The organism is Psychrobacter glaciei, from assembly GCF_014652895.1.
Classification (GTDB): Bacteria; Pseudomonadota; Gammaproteobacteria; order Pseudomonadales; family Moraxellaceae; genus Psychrobacter; species Psychrobacter glaciei.
The window spans coordinates 689,810-707,998 of sequence record NZ_BMZR01000001.1 but is presented as its reverse complement, the minus strand read 5'-3'; the positions used below and the strand labels follow the sequence as shown (position 1 = coordinate 707,998).

14 protein-coding genes and 1 pseudogene are annotated in these 18,189 nt (G+C 43.6%); 4 read left to right on the top strand and 11 right to left on the bottom strand.

Annotation, left to right across the window (positions count from 1 at the left end):
* Positions 1-3: 3 nt before the first annotated feature.
* Positions 4-1,554 (top strand): M16 family metallopeptidase, encoded by a 1,551-nt coding sequence (locus tag IE130_RS02985; RefSeq protein ID WP_189581467.1) that lies wholly within the window; start codon positions 4-6, stop codon positions 1,552-1,554.
* 209 nt (positions 1,555-1,763) lie between these two features.
* Positions 1,764-3,188 carry a M16 family metallopeptidase gene (locus tag IE130_RS02980; RefSeq protein ID WP_227676112.1) on the top strand — a complete coding sequence of 475 codons (1,425 nt, stop codon included), beginning with the start codon at positions 1,764-1,766 and terminating at the stop codon, positions 3,186-3,188.
* A 151-nt stretch (positions 3,189-3,339) separates the two neighbouring features.
* Here IE130_RS02980 and IE130_RS02975 read toward each other — a convergent pair whose 3' ends face one another.
* Complete coding sequence (locus IE130_RS02975) at positions 3,340-3,888, bottom strand: hypothetical protein (protein WP_189581461.1); 549 nt, start codon at positions 3,886-3,888, stop codon at positions 3,340-3,342.
* Positions 3,889-4,120: 232 nt separating this feature from the next.
* Positions 4,121-5,101 carry a D-Ala-D-Ala carboxypeptidase family metallohydrolase gene (locus IE130_RS02970; protein WP_189581457.1) on the bottom strand — a complete coding sequence of 327 codons (981 nt, stop codon included), beginning with the start codon at positions 5,099-5,101 and terminating at the stop codon, positions 4,121-4,123.
* A 262-nt stretch (positions 5,102-5,363) separates the two neighbouring features.
* Between IE130_RS02970 and rodA the strand changes: the two genes are divergently transcribed.
* Positions 5,364-6,506 carry a rod shape-determining protein RodA gene (gene rodA / locus IE130_RS02965; protein WP_189581454.1) on the top strand — a complete coding sequence of 381 codons (1,143 nt, stop codon included), beginning with the start codon at positions 5,364-5,366 and terminating at the stop codon, positions 6,504-6,506.
* A 1,077-nt stretch (positions 6,507-7,583) separates the two neighbouring features.
* Positions 7,584-7,925: pseudogene (locus IE130_RS14385) on the top strand (septal ring lytic transglycosylase RlpA family protein); the annotation flags it as partial.
* Between the two features lie 110 nt (positions 7,926-8,035).
* Here the strand turns inward: IE130_RS14385 and radA are convergent.
* The 9 genes from radA to mutL all read right to left on the bottom strand — a co-directional run bounded on the left by radA (position 8,036) and on the right by mutL (position 18,185).
* Complete coding sequence (gene radA / locus IE130_RS02955) at positions 8,036-9,481, bottom strand: DNA repair protein RadA (RefSeq protein WP_189581451.1); 1,446 nt, start codon at positions 9,479-9,481, stop codon at positions 8,036-8,038.
* 374 nt (positions 9,482-9,855) lie between these two features.
* On the bottom strand, positions 9,856-10,566 hold the full coding sequence (lptB, locus tag IE130_RS02950; protein ID WP_189582532.1) for an LPS export ABC transporter ATP-binding protein: 711 nt from the start codon (positions 10,564-10,566) through the stop codon (positions 9,856-9,858).
* Between the two features lie 150 nt (positions 10,567-10,716).
* Positions 10,717-11,199 (bottom strand): lipopolysaccharide transport periplasmic protein LptA, encoded by a 483-nt coding sequence (gene lptA, locus IE130_RS02945; protein WP_373299611.1) that lies wholly within the window; start codon positions 11,197-11,199, stop codon positions 10,717-10,719.
* Positions 11,200-11,526: 327 nt separating this feature from the next.
* Positions 11,527-12,114, bottom strand: coding sequence for an LPS export ABC transporter periplasmic protein LptC (gene lptC / locus IE130_RS02940; protein WP_189581448.1), 588 nt, complete (start codon positions 12,112-12,114; stop codon positions 11,527-11,529).
* The gene (locus IE130_RS02935) at positions 12,111-12,677 is read right to left on the bottom strand and encodes a KdsC family phosphatase (RefSeq protein ID WP_189581445.1); all 567 of its coding nucleotides are present in this window, start codon (positions 12,675-12,677) and stop codon (positions 12,111-12,113) included. The genes lptC and IE130_RS02935 overlap by 4 nt, the downstream gene beginning before the upstream one ends.
* 150 nt (positions 12,678-12,827) lie before the next feature.
* Positions 12,828-13,820 carry a KpsF/GutQ family sugar-phosphate isomerase gene (locus tag IE130_RS02930; RefSeq protein WP_189581442.1) on the bottom strand — a complete coding sequence of 331 codons (993 nt, stop codon included), beginning with the start codon at positions 13,818-13,820 and terminating at the stop codon, positions 12,828-12,830.
* Positions 13,821-14,091: 271 nt separating this feature from the next.
* Positions 14,092-14,619: an RNA chaperone Hfq gene (gene hfq, locus IE130_RS02925; protein ID WP_189581439.1), complete on the bottom strand. Its 528-nt coding sequence runs from the start codon at positions 14,617-14,619 to the stop codon at positions 14,092-14,094.
* A 454-nt stretch (positions 14,620-15,073) separates the two neighbouring features.
* Positions 15,074-16,264, bottom strand: coding sequence for a tRNA (adenosine(37)-N6)-dimethylallyltransferase MiaA (miaA, locus tag IE130_RS02920; RefSeq protein WP_189581424.1), 1,191 nt, complete (start codon positions 16,262-16,264; stop codon positions 15,074-15,076).
* 49 nt (positions 16,265-16,313) lie between these two features.
* Complete coding sequence (gene mutL, locus IE130_RS02915) at positions 16,314-18,185, bottom strand: DNA mismatch repair endonuclease MutL (RefSeq protein ID WP_227676111.1); 1,872 nt, start codon at positions 18,183-18,185, stop codon at positions 16,314-16,316.
* Positions 18,186-18,189: the final 4 nt, after the last annotated feature.

Below are 18,189 nucleotides of genomic sequence, written 5' to 3'. Positions count from 1 at the left end.
ACCATGTCCTCGACTTTACCACTACACGTTTTACGCGTTGCTGGCGCTTTGGCTATAGCAACTACTCTTGCAGCCTGTCAAACCAATACTGTTGGTACTCCTTCGTCAGCGGATGGAAACGCGCTTGTCAAAAATCCAGCCATGCAAGGTGCGGCGCAGAACAAGGTAAATCAAAATCCAGACAGTAAGGACGATCAACAGTCGTCAGCGTTGTCCATGGATATGTCAGGTCGGCATGAGTATCAGTTAGAAAACGGTCTAAAGATCGTGGTAAAAGAAGACCACCGCGCACCCGTCGCCATGACCCAGATTTGGTATCGAGTAGGCTCGACAGACGAGCCGCTTGATAAAGGCGGACTCTCGCATTTGCTAGAGCATATGATGTTCAAAGGCACCTCTAATGTATCGAGTGACGATTATGAACGTTTAATTGCTAAATTTGGGGGCGTTAACAATGCCTTTACCAGTTATGACTATACGGGTTACTACGAGCTATTCCCAGCCAACCGCATGCCGCTAGCGCTAGAACTCGAAGCCGATCGAATGAAAAACTTAATCTTCGATGACAAAGAATTTACCAAAGAGCACCAAGTGGTCATGGAGGAGCGACGCCAACGTACCGATGACAACCCACTGGCCAAAGCTTATGAATCATTCCGATTGTTGGCACTGCCTGATAGCCCAAAAGGTGAATCTGTCATTGGCCCTATGAGTGAGCTTGAATCCATTACGCTCCCAGAGCTAAAAGAATGGTACAAGACTTGGTACGCACCCAACAATGCGACCTTGGTGATTGTCGGTGATGTCGACCCAACAGAAGTATTGGCACAAGTCAAACGTTACTTCGGTGAGCTAAAACCAAGCAATCTGCCCAAACGCCCTGCTGTCAGTCAAAAAGGCTTTCGTGGTTATCAGCAAGTTGAGTCTGAACAAGCGGTACAAGTACCTGTTTTGCTGATGGGTTATAACGTGCCCAGCCTCGTCACTGCCGGCACAGCCAATGAAAAACAAGCTTACGCGTTATCGTTGGCACAAGACGTATTGGATGGTGGTCTGTCTGCTCGCTTAGAGAGCCGACTGATACGCGAACAAGGCCTGCTCACCACAGTTGGCACCTCTTATGACTTGCTCGATCGCGGCGATGGACTGTTTTTAATTCAAGCGACACCGCGTGAAGGTGTTAGCTTAGAACAAGCGCAGCAAGCCATACTCTCTGAAATAGAAAAGCTTAAAACCGATCCTATTGCTGCTGACGAAATCAGTCGTGCCAAAACCAATACAGTCACTGGATTGGTCTATGCGCAAGACAGCATGGAAGGTCAGGCACGCATGATTGGCTCGCTACAGTCTATCGGTCTCGATGACAGGCTGCTTGCCGAATTACCAGCCAAGCTCGATGGTGTCAAAATCTCTGATATTCAAGCGGCCAGTAAAAAGTACTTGGTCAAAGATAATTTGACCGTCATGCATGTGATACCGCCTACTGAGCAAGCGTCTAAAGAAAAAGCATCTACAAAGCAAATAAGCCAAAAAATGGTAAGCAAAAACAAATAATAACAACATGCTGTCAATATTTTCACTGATAAGCCAATGCTAAAGACCTTATTAATAAGAAGAAAGCCATGACTCAGACTACTTTTCTCATGAATACAAAAAAAAGCCCTTTATTGCCGTTAGTAAAGCGCAAATTTAAACCTCATTTCGAACCTGGGTTTAAGCAGCGTTCCTACTTGAGCCTAAGTATATTATTAGGTTTGACAATATTGACGACCACCGCTCAGGCAGATACCACTGGTAGCGAAGACTTTCGCACGCCATCAGCTGCCGTTGATATAAATGCACCGATAGCAGCACTATCAACACTTACAAGTGTCGCTGATGCTAAGCCATTAAAAGTCACAGTTCCAACCATTCAACAGTTCAAAACCAAAGCTGGCATCCCTGTACTCTTTGTACGCACCACTGCCCTGCCCATTGTTGATATTGATTTACGCTTTAATGCAGGTAGTGCCCGAGATGGCAGCATACGCAAAGCCGGTTTTGGCATCGCCAATATGACTGCCACGATGTTGGAACAAGGCTCTAAAAGCTTAAATGAAAATGAGTTCACCCGCGCTGTTGAAACCTTGGGAGTGAATTTGAGCAGTAGCGCCTATAAAGATATGTTTATCGTCTCGCTACGCAGCTTATCCGATGACGAACATCTACTGCCTGCCGTCGACTTGATGACTCAAATGCTGAATGAACCGGCGTTTGATGCAGATATCCTAGCACGTAACAAAGCGCGACTATTAGTCGGTTTGCAGCAGCAAAAACAAGACCCCAATAGCCTTGCGAGCATTGCTTTTAACGAAGCCTTATATGGCGACCATCCTTACGCGCACCCTTCCGTTGGTACACTCGACAGTGTACCGAGTATTGAAAGAAAAGAATTGCTCGACTTCAAAAATCGCTATTTGGTGGCGGCAAATGCTTCTATCGCGATGACGGGTAATTTGACTTTAACCCAAGCCAAAAAGCTTGCTGACGATATCACGGCTGACTTGCCAGTCGGTCAAGCAGCGACAACACTACCTGAGCCCAAACCACTGACAAAAGCGCAGCATATTCACATTCCTTTTCCGAGCACCCAAACGACCGTACTTATGGGGCAACTGGGCGATAAGCGCGCCACCGATGCTATCGCACAGCAGAAACAGACCAACTTTGCCGTGGGTAACGAAGTGCTGGCGGGCGGTGACTTTAATGCGCGGTTGATGACCGAAATCAGACAAAACCTTGGCTATACCTATGGTATTTCAGGCTCAATGAGCCCGATGCTGGCGCGAGGCCCTTATCAGATTGGGTTTTCAACACGTAATGATAAAGCCCGTGCTGCCATTGACGCCAGCTTAGATGTCATCAATGATACTTTGGATAACGGTATTACTAGCACTGAGATGCGCTTGACGACTGACAATTTAAAGAACAGTTTTCCGATGGGTTTTGCCAGCAATGCTGGTATCAATAGTTTACTAGGAATGATGAATTTTTATCAGTTGCCCAAGAATTATCTGACCAATTATGTGAGTCGTATTGACCAAGTACAATTACCAGAGGTTAATAAAACCATGCGCGATACGCTCAAGCCGGATGATTTTTTGATTGTCACGGTTGGACAAGAGGATCCTTGGAAGACTAATAAATAATGCTTATCAATAATAATGAGGATCAAAAAAAGCACTTATAAAAGTGCTTTTAGGCAAATCATTGAGAATTGTCTAGGGCGTGTCCTCATACAAAATAATGAATAACGTTATAAATCCCAGCTATTATGTAAAGTAATTAGCTTCAGTAAAGTTAGCTAGTGATGGTGATGTTTACGTCATAGCTTAAGCGATCGGGTTTATGAGTCACCCCGACATAATTTAAACGAATCACATGTTTATCATAAGATTCGACTTGATAAGAACCATTGGCAAAGTTATGCATGGTTGGCACAATTAGCAACGTCTCGATTTGATCGGTATTGATATCGATGTTTATGCTTTGACCCCTCTCTGGGTATAAGTAATAATCACAATAATTCGATATCATGACCTCCGCAGTACGGACAATAGTGTCATCGTCGACGTTTTTTTGTAGTAGTTTTGGGCATACATCAGGACGTTTGGCAGCGAGACGTGCATAAGAGTTTTTAATGTTTTCTTCGATGTCTTTTGCATCCGAGGCATTTACGTTAGGCAAACTATTTTCAGAAGCAGTGTTCGGGCTACAGGCGCTAATAAACAGAAGAGACAAAATCACCGAGCAACATAGCCCTGTATACATCTGAGTTGAGCGCAAAGTGCTTTTTTTCGGTTTTTCTGATTGATTTGATCTTTCTACTCTTAAGTACCACTTTTTCATAAATCCCACTTACTATAAACTAGGCTATATTTTTTGACATAATACAGCATAGTTTACTGAGATAAAAAGTGATTTGTATAAGTATAATAGGATAACTATATAGTCGGTTCAATCTAAAAGTGGTACAAGGCAACCGAGTGTAGATGTATATTTAATACCTCAAGCGAGGTTAACGCTGTAACGCTTTTATAGTGGATTGACTATAGTCGTTTTGACTATGCGAATAAAACTATCAATAACGACATGATGAACTGCTGCTAGCATGATTAAAGCCCCACTTGCGATAACCCTCAGTATCCAAATGAATAGCACCCGTGGAGTACAGTCCTAGCCCAAAGTTATGAGACTGACCCTGATATTGCCAAAACTGACATAAGCCATCTTGCATGGTACTAAGCAGCCATGAATTATCTTCGTACTCCGGCACCCAAATATCTATAGCACCCGCAGTCATATGTTTGCTGCTATCTGCCCCGCCAGCACAGTCATTGAGTCCAGGACTACGGTAAACTGAGCGTATCTCACTACTGGCAGGTAAAATACCTTGATTCTTTAGCTCACTATACAGTCGTAGTGTGGGAACTATATTGGCCCATAATTCTTGCGGTGGCAGCTGATAAGGCTCATAGCCACATTTATCCCAACTACGTGCCGTCGTAAGCAGCTGAGATAATGGTGGTACATTATGCGCACCCACTCGTGCGTTCAAATAGCGTTGATAATCAGCGACTTGGCTAGCACGGTAGCTATTGCTGTTTAGCCAGCCGTTAAAGTCGATACTGGTAAAATTGTTATAAGTATTATTACTGGTGCTGTAAGTGGAAGGATAAGTCGTATTATAGCTAGGCGTACGTCTATTGATATTGACGCGTTTGTTTTCTTCGATGGATAAGCTGGCGTCAAAATCGAAATCACGTTGTTTTTGCTGAATTAGCCCTTGCATGCTATCGCCCGCTATCGCATTTGCTCCACTTAACCTTGTTGCTCCACTTAACATAGTAACGCCTGAGTTATAGCTTGTCGCGTTCGTGGAAGGCCTGATATAAGCATTACTGCTGCTATTGCCACTACTGCCTCCTTGACGGACTTCGATACGACGCTCACTGTTGTCGCTCACGATAGCCGCATGAACACTAATACTACTGGCAAAAACCAATAGGGCGATAATAGGCTTATGAATCTGCCGATAGGCATGGTTCTTTTTATTGATCATTGCAAGAAGCTACCGCTAAAAACGTTTTATCGATACTATCAAATTTTTGGCAAGCAGGCTAAACTATCGCTTCTAATTCGTAGCCACCTATTCGTAATTAACACTTATCCTCATAATTTTCATAGTTACGTGACTTTATTACTGATGTGTTACTTTATCTGCTGGCACCTATTGGAATGAACCTCTTGTAATCACTGATTTATCACACATTTATGTCAAATTCGACATCTCTTTTACGCCAATTGCCAGTCACACTTTGCCTATGTCTTCTAATCCGCAATATCGTTTTTCACGTCAGAGCCACCATTTCGGTCAAGGTCATGCGCCGTCGCTATGGCAACGTATCCATATCGATCCATGGTTGACCCTGCTTCTATTAACAGTTTGCTGCATTGGCTTAACGATTCTATATAGCGCCTCGACCCAAGACAATAGCATGGTCATACGCCAAATGGTCAGCTATGGCGTGGCATTTGCCGTGATGTTTACCATGGCACAAATACCGCCAAGTATTTATCGTACCTTTACGCCTGTTTTTTATGTACTTGGACTCGTACTACTGGTACTGGTAGACATCATTGGTGAGGTGCGCATGGGGGCACAGCGCTGGATTAACCTGCCAGGATTTGGCAGCGTGCAGCCTTCAGAGTTTATGAAACTTGGTATGCCGATGATGTGTGCCTGGTTTTTGTCTAAGCGCGATCTACCTCCATCAGCATCAAGTATCGCCATCACTTTAGCCTTGATCATCGTTCCGGTGTTATTGATTGCCAAAGAACCTGATCTAGGTACTTCACTGTTAGTTGCGGCCAGTGGCATCTTCGTGCTTTTTTTAGCAGGTCTGTCATGGCGGGTGATTTCGGGCGCGGCCGTCTTAGCGATACCCCTCATCGCCGTCGCTTGGAATTTTTTGTTACACGACTATCAGCGTACCCGAGTATTGACATTACTCAATCCTGAAGCAGATGTACAAGGTGCTGGCTGGAACATTATTCAGTCCAAAACAGCCATTGGTGCAGGTGGACTGACAGGCAAAGGCTATTTAGAGGGCACGCAGTCGCATCTACACTTCTTACCAGAAGGCCATACTGACTTTATCATCGCGGCTTTCTCTGAGGAATTTGGTCTGTTGGGCGTGATGTTATTGATGTTCGTTTATGCCTGTTTACTCACACGTGCCTTATATATCGCTTTCACCCATCCCGATGTGTATAGCAGGTTATTAGCAGGCGCGGTCGCCATGTCATTTTTTGTTTATGTGTTCGTCAATGTCGGTATGGTCGGCGGTATTTTACCTGTCGTTGGCGTACCCCTGCCTTTCATTAGCTACGGCGGCACCGCAATCGTCACTTTAATGGCGGGATTTGGGCTGCTGATGTCCATTCATACTCATAAATCTAACTAACAACCATCATCTAATAACTCTGACGGTAAAAATGAAAAAATAGAATGCGAGTCAGTTTTAATGACCAAAAACTGGCTTTATTTGTAATTAATACTACAGATATTCTTGATATTATCCATTTTCCTCTAAAGCAGTTATTCATCATAAGTTTTTGATATTATTGAATTATTAAAAATAAAATTGCTATCTTTCCTCGTCAAAAGCGTGCTTATTGTCAATCTACACTGATAGGTTTTAATCCTTGTTTTTTACAAATAATTGCGTTAACCTCGTTTTACTGTGTTTTGCTACATAACCCGTACAGAGCTACTAACAAACTTAGCATTTAATTATATTTTAGTTATAGCTCGTCCGTATAGTTAGCAAATCCGAGATTTCAGGCTTTCAAATCGACTACTTAATTAACGCTTTAATAACAAAGTAATACGTAATACACTTCAAAACGTTTATTAATTTAGCAATACATGGAAGTTTGTTTATCGGATATGATAAATGTCGGTACTGACCATTTAAACTTTAGTTATCCAACTATTAGAGTCGGTACTTAATTAATATTGTTAACTATCATTTGAGCATATCGTAAACGTTTCGGTCATTTACTACTGCAATGCATTTATGATAACAAAATGAAAATTATCATATGTTAGACCCTATAAAAGCCATCTTTTGCATCAATCCTGATTAGAATGACCGATTGATACATAGGCTTTAGAGCTTGCGACACGATTAGATTGGTCTAAGTCTGTCACACTCGATCTAAGATTTTTAGAGTTAGGTTTTAATGTATAAGTTATAGAGGTATTTATGAATAAGCGTTTATCTGGTTTACTTACAATGTCAGTATTTCTATTTGCTGGCTCTGCAGTCGCATCTAATGCCAATGCGGTAGAAGCAAAAACCACCCTTGCAATGATTTCGCAAGATAACGCCTCCCATATCGACCGTGTACTCGGTGAGCTTAGTCGTCAACATGATGGTGCTTCAAGCTTGGTTAAGTCTGCCCGTCAGCCTACCTCATTAGCACTTAGCAGCTCACTCTTAGCGAGCGATACCGCCCAAGTAAGCAATGACGAAGATGTGTTAGAACGCTTAACAGCAGTCGCGTCTAACTCAGTAAGCAAATTTAAGCAAACCGGTTTGGCATCTTGGTACGGCCGTAAGTTTCATGGTCGCAAGACGGCCAGCGGTGATACTTTTGATATGAATGCCCTAACAGCGGCGCATCGTTCACTACCATTAAATTGCTATGTGAAAGTCACCAATAAAACCAATGGCAAAAGCGTCGTGGTAAAAGTTAATGATCGCGGTCCATTCCACGGTAATCGGGTAATGGATTTGTCTTATGGTGCTGCCAAGCAATTAGGTATCACGAGCAAAGGGGTTGGTAACGTCTCGATTGAGCGTGTTTCAGGACCTTAGTTCTAAAACAACAGCCTTCTTAATTAGAATAAAAAAACGCCTAACCATGATGAGTTAGGCGTTTTTTGTTTGAGTTTATCTTTTTTAGTCGAACACCGAAGAGTATCTGTTTATAACTCAAACGCGCTTTCGATAGCATCATCGAGACGTTCAACGGCAATTACATTAATGCCTTTAAACTGAGGAGCATCCTTTGCAGGCGCATTGCCCTTAGGAATAATAGCGTGCTTGAAACCATGCTTCATCGCTTCTTTCAATCGCTCTTGACCATTAGGGACAGGGCGTATCTCCCCAGACAAACCCACTTCACCAAACACGGCTAAGGATGAAGGTAAAGGCTTTTCTTTAATACTAGAAGCACAAGCCAATAATACAGCCAAATCTGACCCTGTTTCTATGACCTTGACACCACCGACTACGTTGACATACACGTCTTGTCCACTGGTATGAATGCCACCGTGACGATGCATAACTGCTAACAGCATGGATAAGCGTTGAAAATCGAGGCCTAATGCCATACGTCTAGGCTGCCCTTGCGAGTCATCAACCAAGGCCTGTACCTCGACCAGTAGCGGTCTCGTACCTTCACGACTGACCATAACGACCGACCCAGCCACGGGCTTATCATAACGGCTTAAAAATATCGCTGACGGATTGGCGACTTCTTTGAGTCCCATATCGGTCATACCAAAAATACCCAGCTCGTTAACCGCACCAAAACGGTTTTTAACCGCGCGAATCATCCGAAAGCGGGAGTCTGACTGTCCCTCAAAATACAATACCGTATCGACCATATGCTCAAGTACTCGTGGGCCTGCTAACGTACCTTCCTTGGTCACATGCCCCACTAAAAACAGCGCAGTGCCCGTTTGCTTAGCATAGCGTGTCAAAATAGCGGCAGATTCTCGAATTTGACTGACGCCGCCCGGAGCAGAATTGATGGCATCTGTATAAATAGTCTGAATAGAATCAATAATAGCGATGGCTGGCTGCTCTTGAGTTAAAGCCGCACAAATAGTCTCGACATTGGTTTCGGCCAATACCCGCAGCCTGTCAGCAGGCAGATCCAAACGTTTGGCACGCATAGCAACCTGAGCCAGTGACTCCTCACCGGTCACGTAAAGCGCACTACCTGCCAGCGAATCAGCACGAGCCATATTAGTCGCTGTTTGTAATAAAATAGTGGATTTACCAATACCGGGGTCGCCGCCTATCAGTACAACAGATCCGGCGACTAATCCACCGCCGAGCACACGATCAAACTCACTAATGCCAGTGGGCAAGCGCGTATCTAGGCCGACGCTGACAGCATTAAGGGGCATGACCGCACTATGGGTACCAGAATAGTTCCCTGTAGGTGTGCCACTGCTGCCTGTGTTACGAGGCGCTGCACGACCAGCATTAGGCTTAGCAGTACTCTTATTATGATGCGGCATACTGACATTAGGCGCTTCGACCAAGCTGTTCCATTCCCCGCAATCCGTACACTGTCCTGCCCATTTGCCAAAATGCGCACCGCAATGTTGACAGACATAGCTGCTTTTATTTTTTGCCATAATGTATGAGCCTTATTCAGACGATCAATAATAAAATATCAGAATGCTTTTGTATAAGTGTTTATATAAGAATAGTTTTATAAGGAAGAAGCCGTTTAGATGATATAGTCGATACTAAATAAAATGGATACAAGACATTATCATGCGTGACTGGTACAAATTTTTCTTGCTTGCTGTGCCTGCGCAGACAGAGGCGACAAAAAATTTATACTCGCCACGCTGTCTCTTTTTTATATTGACCTGACTATAGGCTGTGTAGCAGAAATGATAATGAATACGATATAAATGATGGTCGTTGGCATAAAAAATAGCAGAAACTTTATGCCAACCTATAGATAGTATAAACGAACGAAAACAGCGATTAACTGACAGGTTTATACCTGAAAATCTTTACCTAAATAAACAGATTTTACCAACTCATTATCTAAGACGTCAGACGCTGTGCCTTCAGCAATAATAGCGCCTTCTGAGACGATATAAGCTTTTTCACAAATAGCGAGCGTGTCGCGGACATTATGATCCGTGATTAGTACACCAATACCACGATTTTTTAGCGTTAATATCACGTCTTTAATATCACCAACAGAAATAGGATCAACGCCCGCAAAAGGCTCATCGAGCAAGATAAACTTCGGGTCAGCGGCCAAGGCACGAGCGATTTCACAACGGCGACGCTCACCGCCTGACACACTCATCCCTAAAGATTTGCGCACGTGTCCTAAATTGAATTCACCAATCAATTTTTCAAGCTCTTGGCGCTGCTCACTAGCAGTTAATTCTGTACGAGTTTGCAAGATAGCCAAGATATTGTCTTCGATAGATAATTTACGAAAGATTGACGCTTCTTGCGGTAAATAGCCAATGCCAGCACGAGCGCGTTCATGCATGGCATATTTGGATAAATTCATATTTCCTAGAGTAACGCTGCCTCTGTCCATGTTGACCAGACCTACTACCATATAAAAACTGGTGGTTTTACCCGCACCGTTTGGTCCTAGCAAGCCAACCACTTGACCTTGATCAACAGAAAATGAGACATCTTTGACGACCCAACGTTTGCCATAACGCTTACCTAAGTTTTTCATACTCAAGCGCTCGACAGGCTTAGCATTGTTAGTGGGGGCTAAAGCGTCAAAACTTTGGTTATCACTCATAATTTACTCATAACTTACGCATAGTGTTGTCGAAATAGTGTTGTCGAAATTTAGGTGCTGCTACGCAATTGCTGCTATCACTTAGCGTACGCCGCTCTGGCTATTATTGCTGCTGGGTGGGAAAACTAGCTCCACGCGTTGATTGCCACCAGCAGTCGCTTCTACATCACCTGCCTTTAAGCTATAACGAATGACATTGCCCGCAAAACTGGCACCAGTTTGTACCAGCTTTGCATTACCCGTCAAAGTAATAATACCAGTAATCGCATTGTAGTCGATCTTATTGGCCTGACCTTTTGCCAGACCTTTCTCTTGCGTGACCACTTGCTGCATGGTGGCTGGTCGCCCAGTCGCTACTGCAGAGTTGATACTACGACCCTGTGATAGATTGACCGTGATATTATCAGCGGTCATCTTAAACGTACCTTGAGTAATAATCACACCACCCGAATAACTGGTGACACCGGTACGCTCACTATAAGTAGCTTTATCTGCCAACAGTTTAATCTGCTGATTGGCGTCTGATGGCAGCGCATGACCATATAGTGGTAACGCTAGCAACATGATGACTGGTAGCGTGCGCAGGCTAGAAGAGACTTGCATCGAGCGAGTCGATAATGAGCGCAAAGTAGGCAAAAACTTAGATTTCATAAACATTACTCGTTTTATTATTAGTAGTTATAGTCAATCCAAAATAATATCAATACAAGGAAACCGAGTGCAATCGATACATGAGTATGGTCAGCGAGGTTGACGCTGTAGTGATTTTATCGTGGGCAAACGATAGGATTTGCAAACTTCATGCTAGCTATAGTCAATCCCATAGGGCGTCAGACTAACTTTCACTGATTATATGGTTTTGAATATCTCCTTGGGCAAAGATCATTTCAACTAGAATAATGCCTTGTCTTTACGATCAGCAGGAGAAAAATTAACCGCCACTTGACCGAACTCATATTCACCAGTCTCCAGATTGGCTTTCATGCTCGATGCTTCAAATCGATTCATCCCTTGCTCAATCTTGACCATTTCATCACTATATACTTGGCCTGACTTGGTGTTACCTTTGAGCGTGCTGCCCGTCACTTTAATGGGTTCAATATCTGATGTCCCATCGGCTTTGTCTTCACTAACTAAGGTAAAACCACCAGACAAGCTCAATTCACCAGTCTGCTGACTGATGGCAGCGCTACCCGCTTCGATACGATAGCGCTGCTCATCTGAGGGCTCCCAATTCATTGTGATGCCTGACATCTCATCTTCGTTAGTTGCCGGATTGTGCGTCAATGATTCAGCAGTAAGCTCATATTCAGTGTCGCCTTGCTCATTGGTTTGCACCGCCTTAATATCAGTTGCTTCATAATCAACATCGGTCGCTTCCATGCTAACTGGCGGTGATATGTCTCCTTGCTGCTGAAAAAACCAGCCAGCAATACCAGCAATAATCAGCGCTAAAACGATTAAAACACGAGTATTCACGATAAGGTATCCTGAGTTGGTGCCTCATCAAGCGTATAATGCGCGATAAAGTCTTTATAATGGCCATGACCTTTTAAGATAAGATCACATATTTCACGTACGGCGCCAGTACCGCCTGCACGTGTGGTCACCATATCGCTGCGCTTAATTACTTCGGCATGGGCATTGGGCACTGTTGCCGCAAATCCCACAGTTTGCATTGCCTTAATATCTGGCAAATCATCGCCCATATAAGCACAATCAGCCGCTGTGATATTGAGCGCAGGATCAAGGGTAGATAGCAGCTCATTTAAGGCAATCAGCTTGTCATCACGACCTTGCACCACATAATCCACACCTATTTCAATGGCGCGCTTATCCACCATGGGGCTGCTACGACCCGTAATAATAGCAGTCAAAATGCCATAACGTGCTAACGACTTAATGCCAACACCATCGTGCACTGAAAACTCTTTGGTCTCAACACCATTGGCGTCATAGATGATTTGACCATTTGACAAAATACCATCAACATCTAATACCAATAGCTTAACTTGTCCGGCTTTTTTTATTAAGTCTTGCATGAGTTATCCTTTCTTAAAGACTTTCTGGCTCTATAATGCGTGACTGGTACAAATTTTTCTTGCTTGCTGTGCCTACGCAGACAGAGGCTACAAAAAATTTATATCAGGCACGCTGTGTCTTTTTTATATTGACCTGACTATAGATAATGCTTACTTAACACCCGCTTGTAGTAAATCATGAACCGTAATAATCGCTTCTAATCGATCTTTCTCATCGATAATCAATAGCTGACTGATACCATTTTCATTCATGACACTCAGAGCGTCTGATGCTCGCATGGTTTTGCTGATTCGGCGTGGATCGTTAACCATCACATCGCGCATCGGGGTTTGTAGATCGATGCCTTTTTCTAAACCGCGGCGTAAGTCACCGTCTGTAAATACCCCAACAACCTTATCATTATCGTCAGTGACCACTGTCATCCCTAAGCGCCCAGCAGACATAGTAAAGAGCGCCTCTTGCAATGGTGCTTGTTGATTGATAAGTGGCAAATCTTCTGACTTGGTATGCATCAAATCTTCGACGCGAGTGAGCAGTTGACGACCCAACGCCCCTGCTGGATGCGATAGAGCAAAATCTTCTGAAGTGAAATTACGCGCATGTACTAAAGCCACTGCTAACGCATCACCTAGCGCCAATGTAGCCGTGGTGCTGGAGGTAGGTGCAAGGTTCAGCGGACACGCCTCTTGCGATTTGCCTAGGGTCAATACAATATCAGCTGCACGCGGTAACATGCCACGCTTATCACGACTGATACTAATCAACGGAATGTTTAAATGCTTAACCACGGGCAATAGCATTTTAATCTCGTCTGACTCACCAGAGTTAGAGATGGCAAGCAACACATCGCCTTTCACCAGCATGCCCAAGTCGCCATGCCCAGCCTCCCCAGGATGCATAAAGAAAGCGGGCGTGCCAGTAGAAGCAAAGGTCGCGGCGATTTTGCGCCCTATCAATCCTGACTTACCCATACCAGTGACCACTACTCGACCCTTACAAGCCAAAATAATATCGCAAGCCTGCGCAAATCTGTCGTCTATCTGTTCTGTCAGTAGTGCTAACGCCGATATCTCAGTATTGATCGCCTCGATAGCGGTACTAATATATTGCTCATGGGTCAGATTGCTTTGGCTATTACTCATGCATCAGCTCTATGTTTATAATGAATCAATAAGATATTTTACTATACTCTGAGCAATATTAATAATGCCCTGCAAAATCCAGTACTAACGTCAAATCGATATCAATGCTAAGTAGTTATTATACGTCTATTTATACAAAAAAAACCCACTATAGCAGCAGGTTTTGATTAAATATATCAAGTCGAGATAACGCATCTATCTATAGGTAAATAGGCAAAATAGGCAAAATACTTCTTGTCTATTTATCTATGATTTGTTATTTATTATCAACTTAGTTGTTATCATCAGATTCGTCACTTGGCTTGTTTTCAAAGTTCGCATTTTCTGCTGGTGGCTCAAATCCACGGTCTTGACCAAATCCGCCACGCTCAAACCCGCGCTCTTGACCCTGTCCAAAGCTACCACGCTCAAAGCCACGATCTTGACCTTGGCTAAAACCGCCACGGTTAAAGCCACTACGGTTCGAGGCAAAACCACGCTCTTCAAAACTACCGGTGCTAGCAGGGTTGCTACCACGTTCAAAACCCCCACCTTGATAAGCGGCTGGCGCTGCACTTTGAGGCTGGGCACTGGTCGTTGTCGTTGTGCTGCTACGTGGATTACGTGCTGGTACAACCGTCGAGATGGCATGTTTGTATACCATTTGACTCACTGTGTTTTTGAGCAATACGACATACTGATCAAATGACTCGATCTGACCTTGCAATTTGATACCATTGACTAAAAAAATAGAGACAGGAATGCGATCTTTGCGCAGCGAGTTCAAGAACGGATCTTGTAAAGTTTGTCCTTTTGACATGAAATCTCTCCTAAATATTATATAATTATGTTTTAAGCGCCAATTATTTTAAGTGTTGCTTGAATTATAATGGCAAAGAGTAGATACAATAATAATTTTTCTTTATAAAACGTATCTAAATAAACATCGGTTCTTCTTAAGTGATTCCACTTTATCGCGAATACATTATTATTGTAAAAAAATTAAGTAACCACTTGTTTCATAAACTGTTTTTACCAACAAACGTTAGACAATAATTATTGGCAAAGTCATGGTATTTCTACAAAATACATCACTTTTCTGGTATTAAATTATAGCAGTTATTCACGTTATACTTTGAAACTAATTGTCATTACTTTCTCATGTACTTGTGAAGCGTTGCTACTGTGTTGTGTTTCTAAGAAGATAGTGTAAAAACAAGCCAATAAACTTACTAGGCCATATCCTCAATTCAATCGATGGTCATCTACATAGGCTAAAACAAATAGTCTCTTGCCTGTGCCATCGTTGTAAATACCTTCATCTCTAATGCATGGTTTGTGGGGGCATTCGCATCGTTAAATGAGTCAGATTTTGTTGCCGTGTCTATTGCATTATCAGGCAATTGTATTACTTTACGCAGCCAAGTGTACTGGCGCTTTGCCAACTGCCTTGTCGCATATAATGCCTTATTTTGCATTTGCTGACAAGCAAGCACCTCGGTTTGGCTATCGGACAAACTTGATGCAATCAGAGGCTGAGACATTTTGTCCTGCTTTGTTTTTTGATTTATCGACTCATCTAATGCACTAAAAGCCTCATAGAAAAGCGCTTTATCTAAATGCGGTTGCTCAAATATTGGATGATGAGTATGTACAAGGTACTCTAGTACTTGCCGATAACCAACGCAGCGCATAGAAGGTAAGTTCGGTGTCAATGGATACTCCTCAAGCAGTCCGATTACTTCAGCCACCAGACCCTCACTCCACATGATGTCTAGACGCTGGGCGATACGCTCATGCAACCACGGACGATCAGGCATCACTGCCAATACGTGCCAATTCTGATTGGGGTTATTTGCTAATGCTTGTTTGGGTTTGCATTGCCACTCACTTATAGAAATATCCGTTTGTAGATATACCTCAATAGCGCGAGTAATACGCTGAGTATCAGTGGCATTAAGACGCTGGTGACTTATCGGATCAACCTTACCCAAATACTCATATAGCGCGCTAATACCCTCGTCCTGTCGCCATTGCTCTACTTGCGCGCGAATGCCGTCATCGCTATCAGGTACAGGGGATAGTCCATCCAGTAACGCCATGTAATACATCATGGTACCGCCTACTAGCAACGGTATCTTACCGTTCTGGTGACAGCTATCAATCAAACGGGCGACATCGCTGACGAACTCAGCAACGCTATAGCTCTGCATAGGGTCAATCATATCCACTAAGTGATGAGGATAACGCGCCAGCTCATCAGACGTAGGCTTTGCCGTACCGATATTCATATCACGATATATCAGCGCCGAGTCTACTGAGATAAGCTCATAACGACCTGTATCGTATAGCTCATAGGCCAGTGCTGTCTTACCACTCGCAGTTGGCGCCATCAAGCAAACCACGCTATTATCCGCTAAATTGGGACTCAAGCTATAAGATAAGCTGTCAGATGAATGTCGCATAGGTTGCCTTTACTAATGAGATGGTGGGTAGCAAAAATATAATTTGGCGCTACTGTTTGTTCAAAGATGAGAACATTGCCGCTACTAATTGATGACTGTCTATGATTTTGATTGCATTGTCAGTGATTAAGGAGTCAATATCTTCTATAAAAACGATCAAGTCTTGCGCAGACATTTGCGAGCTTACGGTAGCGAGTTGTTGATTGATATATGCTGGGCTCTTTAGTACCTCGTCTTTTTTAGAGACGTTATTACTCAGTACCTGCGACTCAAATAACACACTTAGCTTTGACTGCCACTCTGCTGCACTAATCAGCATACATTGTGCTTGATGGTAAAATAGTAACCAAGGCAGCGATTTACTATCCATGTCCTTAGCATTAGCAGATTCGGTTGCTATGTCATTTAAGTGGGTAATCATATCTAAGCAGACGGGCAAAGGCTTACTTGCTATTGATGAACTATTTAAAGTCTCAGCACTATTGGTAATTGACATTATGCTGCGCGCTTTGAGGCTCTGTGATGACGATTCATCACGATAAGACATTTCTGAATAGGACTGTTTTGAGCGTTGCAAAAAAGGCTTGCTTAGAATAGGACTACTTACTGACAGTTGGTATAACTGTTTAGGCGCTTGTACTTGCTGGCTTTGTCTTGAATGGGTCGTAGGCGATGCGTTGCGCGGTGTCATAGTAAAAGACTGGCTTGGAGAATTGTTATAGTCTAGCACCTGTCTATCATAACTGGTGGATGTGACCATATCCATCGTAGTAATGGTTTTCAGTTTTGTATGAATGGCATGGCTTAAATGTGCCATAACATTATTTAATGGACTGATCTTGATACGCTGTTTGGACGGATGGACATTGATATTAAGCCATTGAGCCGGCAAATCAAAATAAAGGGCATAACCGATGCCATCTAAATGAGCACTCTGCGCGAGTTGACGAAGCTGATTGCTGATGATCGGCTCTTTGACCAAGCGACCATTGATGTACAGTAGCTTTGGTAAGCTGTCCTGCTGTTGCACCTGCTTATTAATAGGCCACAACCAACCATAGATACCTGCTTGACTACTAGAGCTTGTACTATCCATGTATTCTGTAGACGGCTGCCACAAACTGGACAAATCAATCGTTACTTCAAGTGCGTTCACTGTGAGCTCTGCACTCGTGGCTTGCTCTAGCCGTGACAATGGTAAAGGATTGGCACTGTTGCCTGCAGCATTAGCACTGATAGATCCGTCGCTTGTAGGCATCGAATTTGCCGATAGCACACGTGCATTTGAAGACAGTGACAGCCGTTTTTTATTGTCATGAAAGAGACTAAGCGCTACATCTGCTCGCGCCAAAGCCACTTCGCGCACGATCGTTTCGATATGACCAAACTCGGTCGCAATAGATTTCAAATTGCCGCGACGGGCTGGTACGTTAAAGTATAAATCCTTAACCGTAATGGTCGTGCCACGATGATGCACAACTGGTATCATTTTTGGTATGTCATCTAACACACCCGCGACCTGCAACTGGCGACCGATACCACTGTCATCATGGCTACTGGTTAGCGTCAACCGAGAAACTGCTGCTGTTGCAGCCAATGCTTCCCCGCGAAAACCCAACGTCGTAATACCATGCAAATTAGCCACATCCGCGACTTTGCTGGTCGCATGACGGGTAATCGCCATGACCATATCATCAGGATGAATACCAACGCCATTGTCGATCACCTCAATCATACCCATGCCGCCTTGGGTAATATGTATCTCAATATTGGTGGCATCAGCGTCAATCGCGTTTTCAAGCAGCTCTTTAACCACTGCGGCTGGGCGTGTCACGACCTCACCAGCTGCCAATTGATTGATGAGCAGCGGCGATAGTTTTTTGATGCGGGTATTAAAATGATTGTCTGGCATTTGCGGCATTAAT

What these genes read in the sequence shown, in the direction of transcription:
- lptB (WP_189582532.1), bottom strand. Translation starts at nt 10,566, where the DNA reads ATGAAAAACTTAGGTAAGCGTTATGGCAAACGTTGGGTCGTCAAAGAT.
- lptA (WP_373299611.1), bottom strand. Translation starts at nt 11,199, where the DNA reads ATGTTGCTAGCGTTACCACTATATGGTCATGCGCTGCCATCAGACGCC.
- mutL (WP_227676111.1), bottom strand. Translation starts at nt 18,185, where the DNA reads ATGCCGCAAATGCCAGACAATCATTTTAATACCCGCATCAAAAAACTA.
- miaA (WP_189581424.1), bottom strand. Translation starts at nt 16,264, where the DNA reads ATGCGACATTCATCTGACAGCTTATCTTATAGCTTGAGTCCCAATTTA.
- IE130_RS02975 (WP_189581461.1), bottom strand. Translation starts at nt 3,888, where the DNA reads ATGAAAAAGTGGTACTTAAGAGTAGAAAGATCAAATCAATCAGAAAAA.
- IE130_RS02935 (WP_189581445.1), bottom strand. Translation starts at nt 12,677, where the DNA reads ATGCAAGACTTAATAAAAAAAGCCGGACAAGTTAAGCTATTGGTATTA.
- hfq (WP_189581439.1), bottom strand. Translation starts at nt 14,619, where the DNA reads ATGTCAAAAGGACAAACTTTACAAGATCCGTTCTTGAACTCGCTGCGC.
- IE130_RS02930 (WP_189581442.1), bottom strand. Translation starts at nt 13,820, where the DNA reads ATGAGTAATAGCCAAAGCAATCTGACCCATGAGCAATATATTAGTACC.
- IE130_RS02985 (WP_189581467.1), top strand. Translation starts at nt 4, where the DNA reads ATGTCCTCGACTTTACCACTACACGTTTTACGCGTTGCTGGCGCTTTG.
- rodA (WP_189581454.1), top strand. Translation starts at nt 5,364, where the DNA reads ATGTCTTCTAATCCGCAATATCGTTTTTCACGTCAGAGCCACCATTTC.
- IE130_RS02970 (WP_189581457.1), bottom strand. Translation starts at nt 5,101, where the DNA reads ATGATCAATAAAAAGAACCATGCCTATCGGCAGATTCATAAGCCTATT.
- radA (WP_189581451.1), bottom strand. Translation starts at nt 9,481, where the DNA reads ATGGCAAAAAATAAAAGCAGCTATGTCTGTCAACATTGCGGTGCGCAT.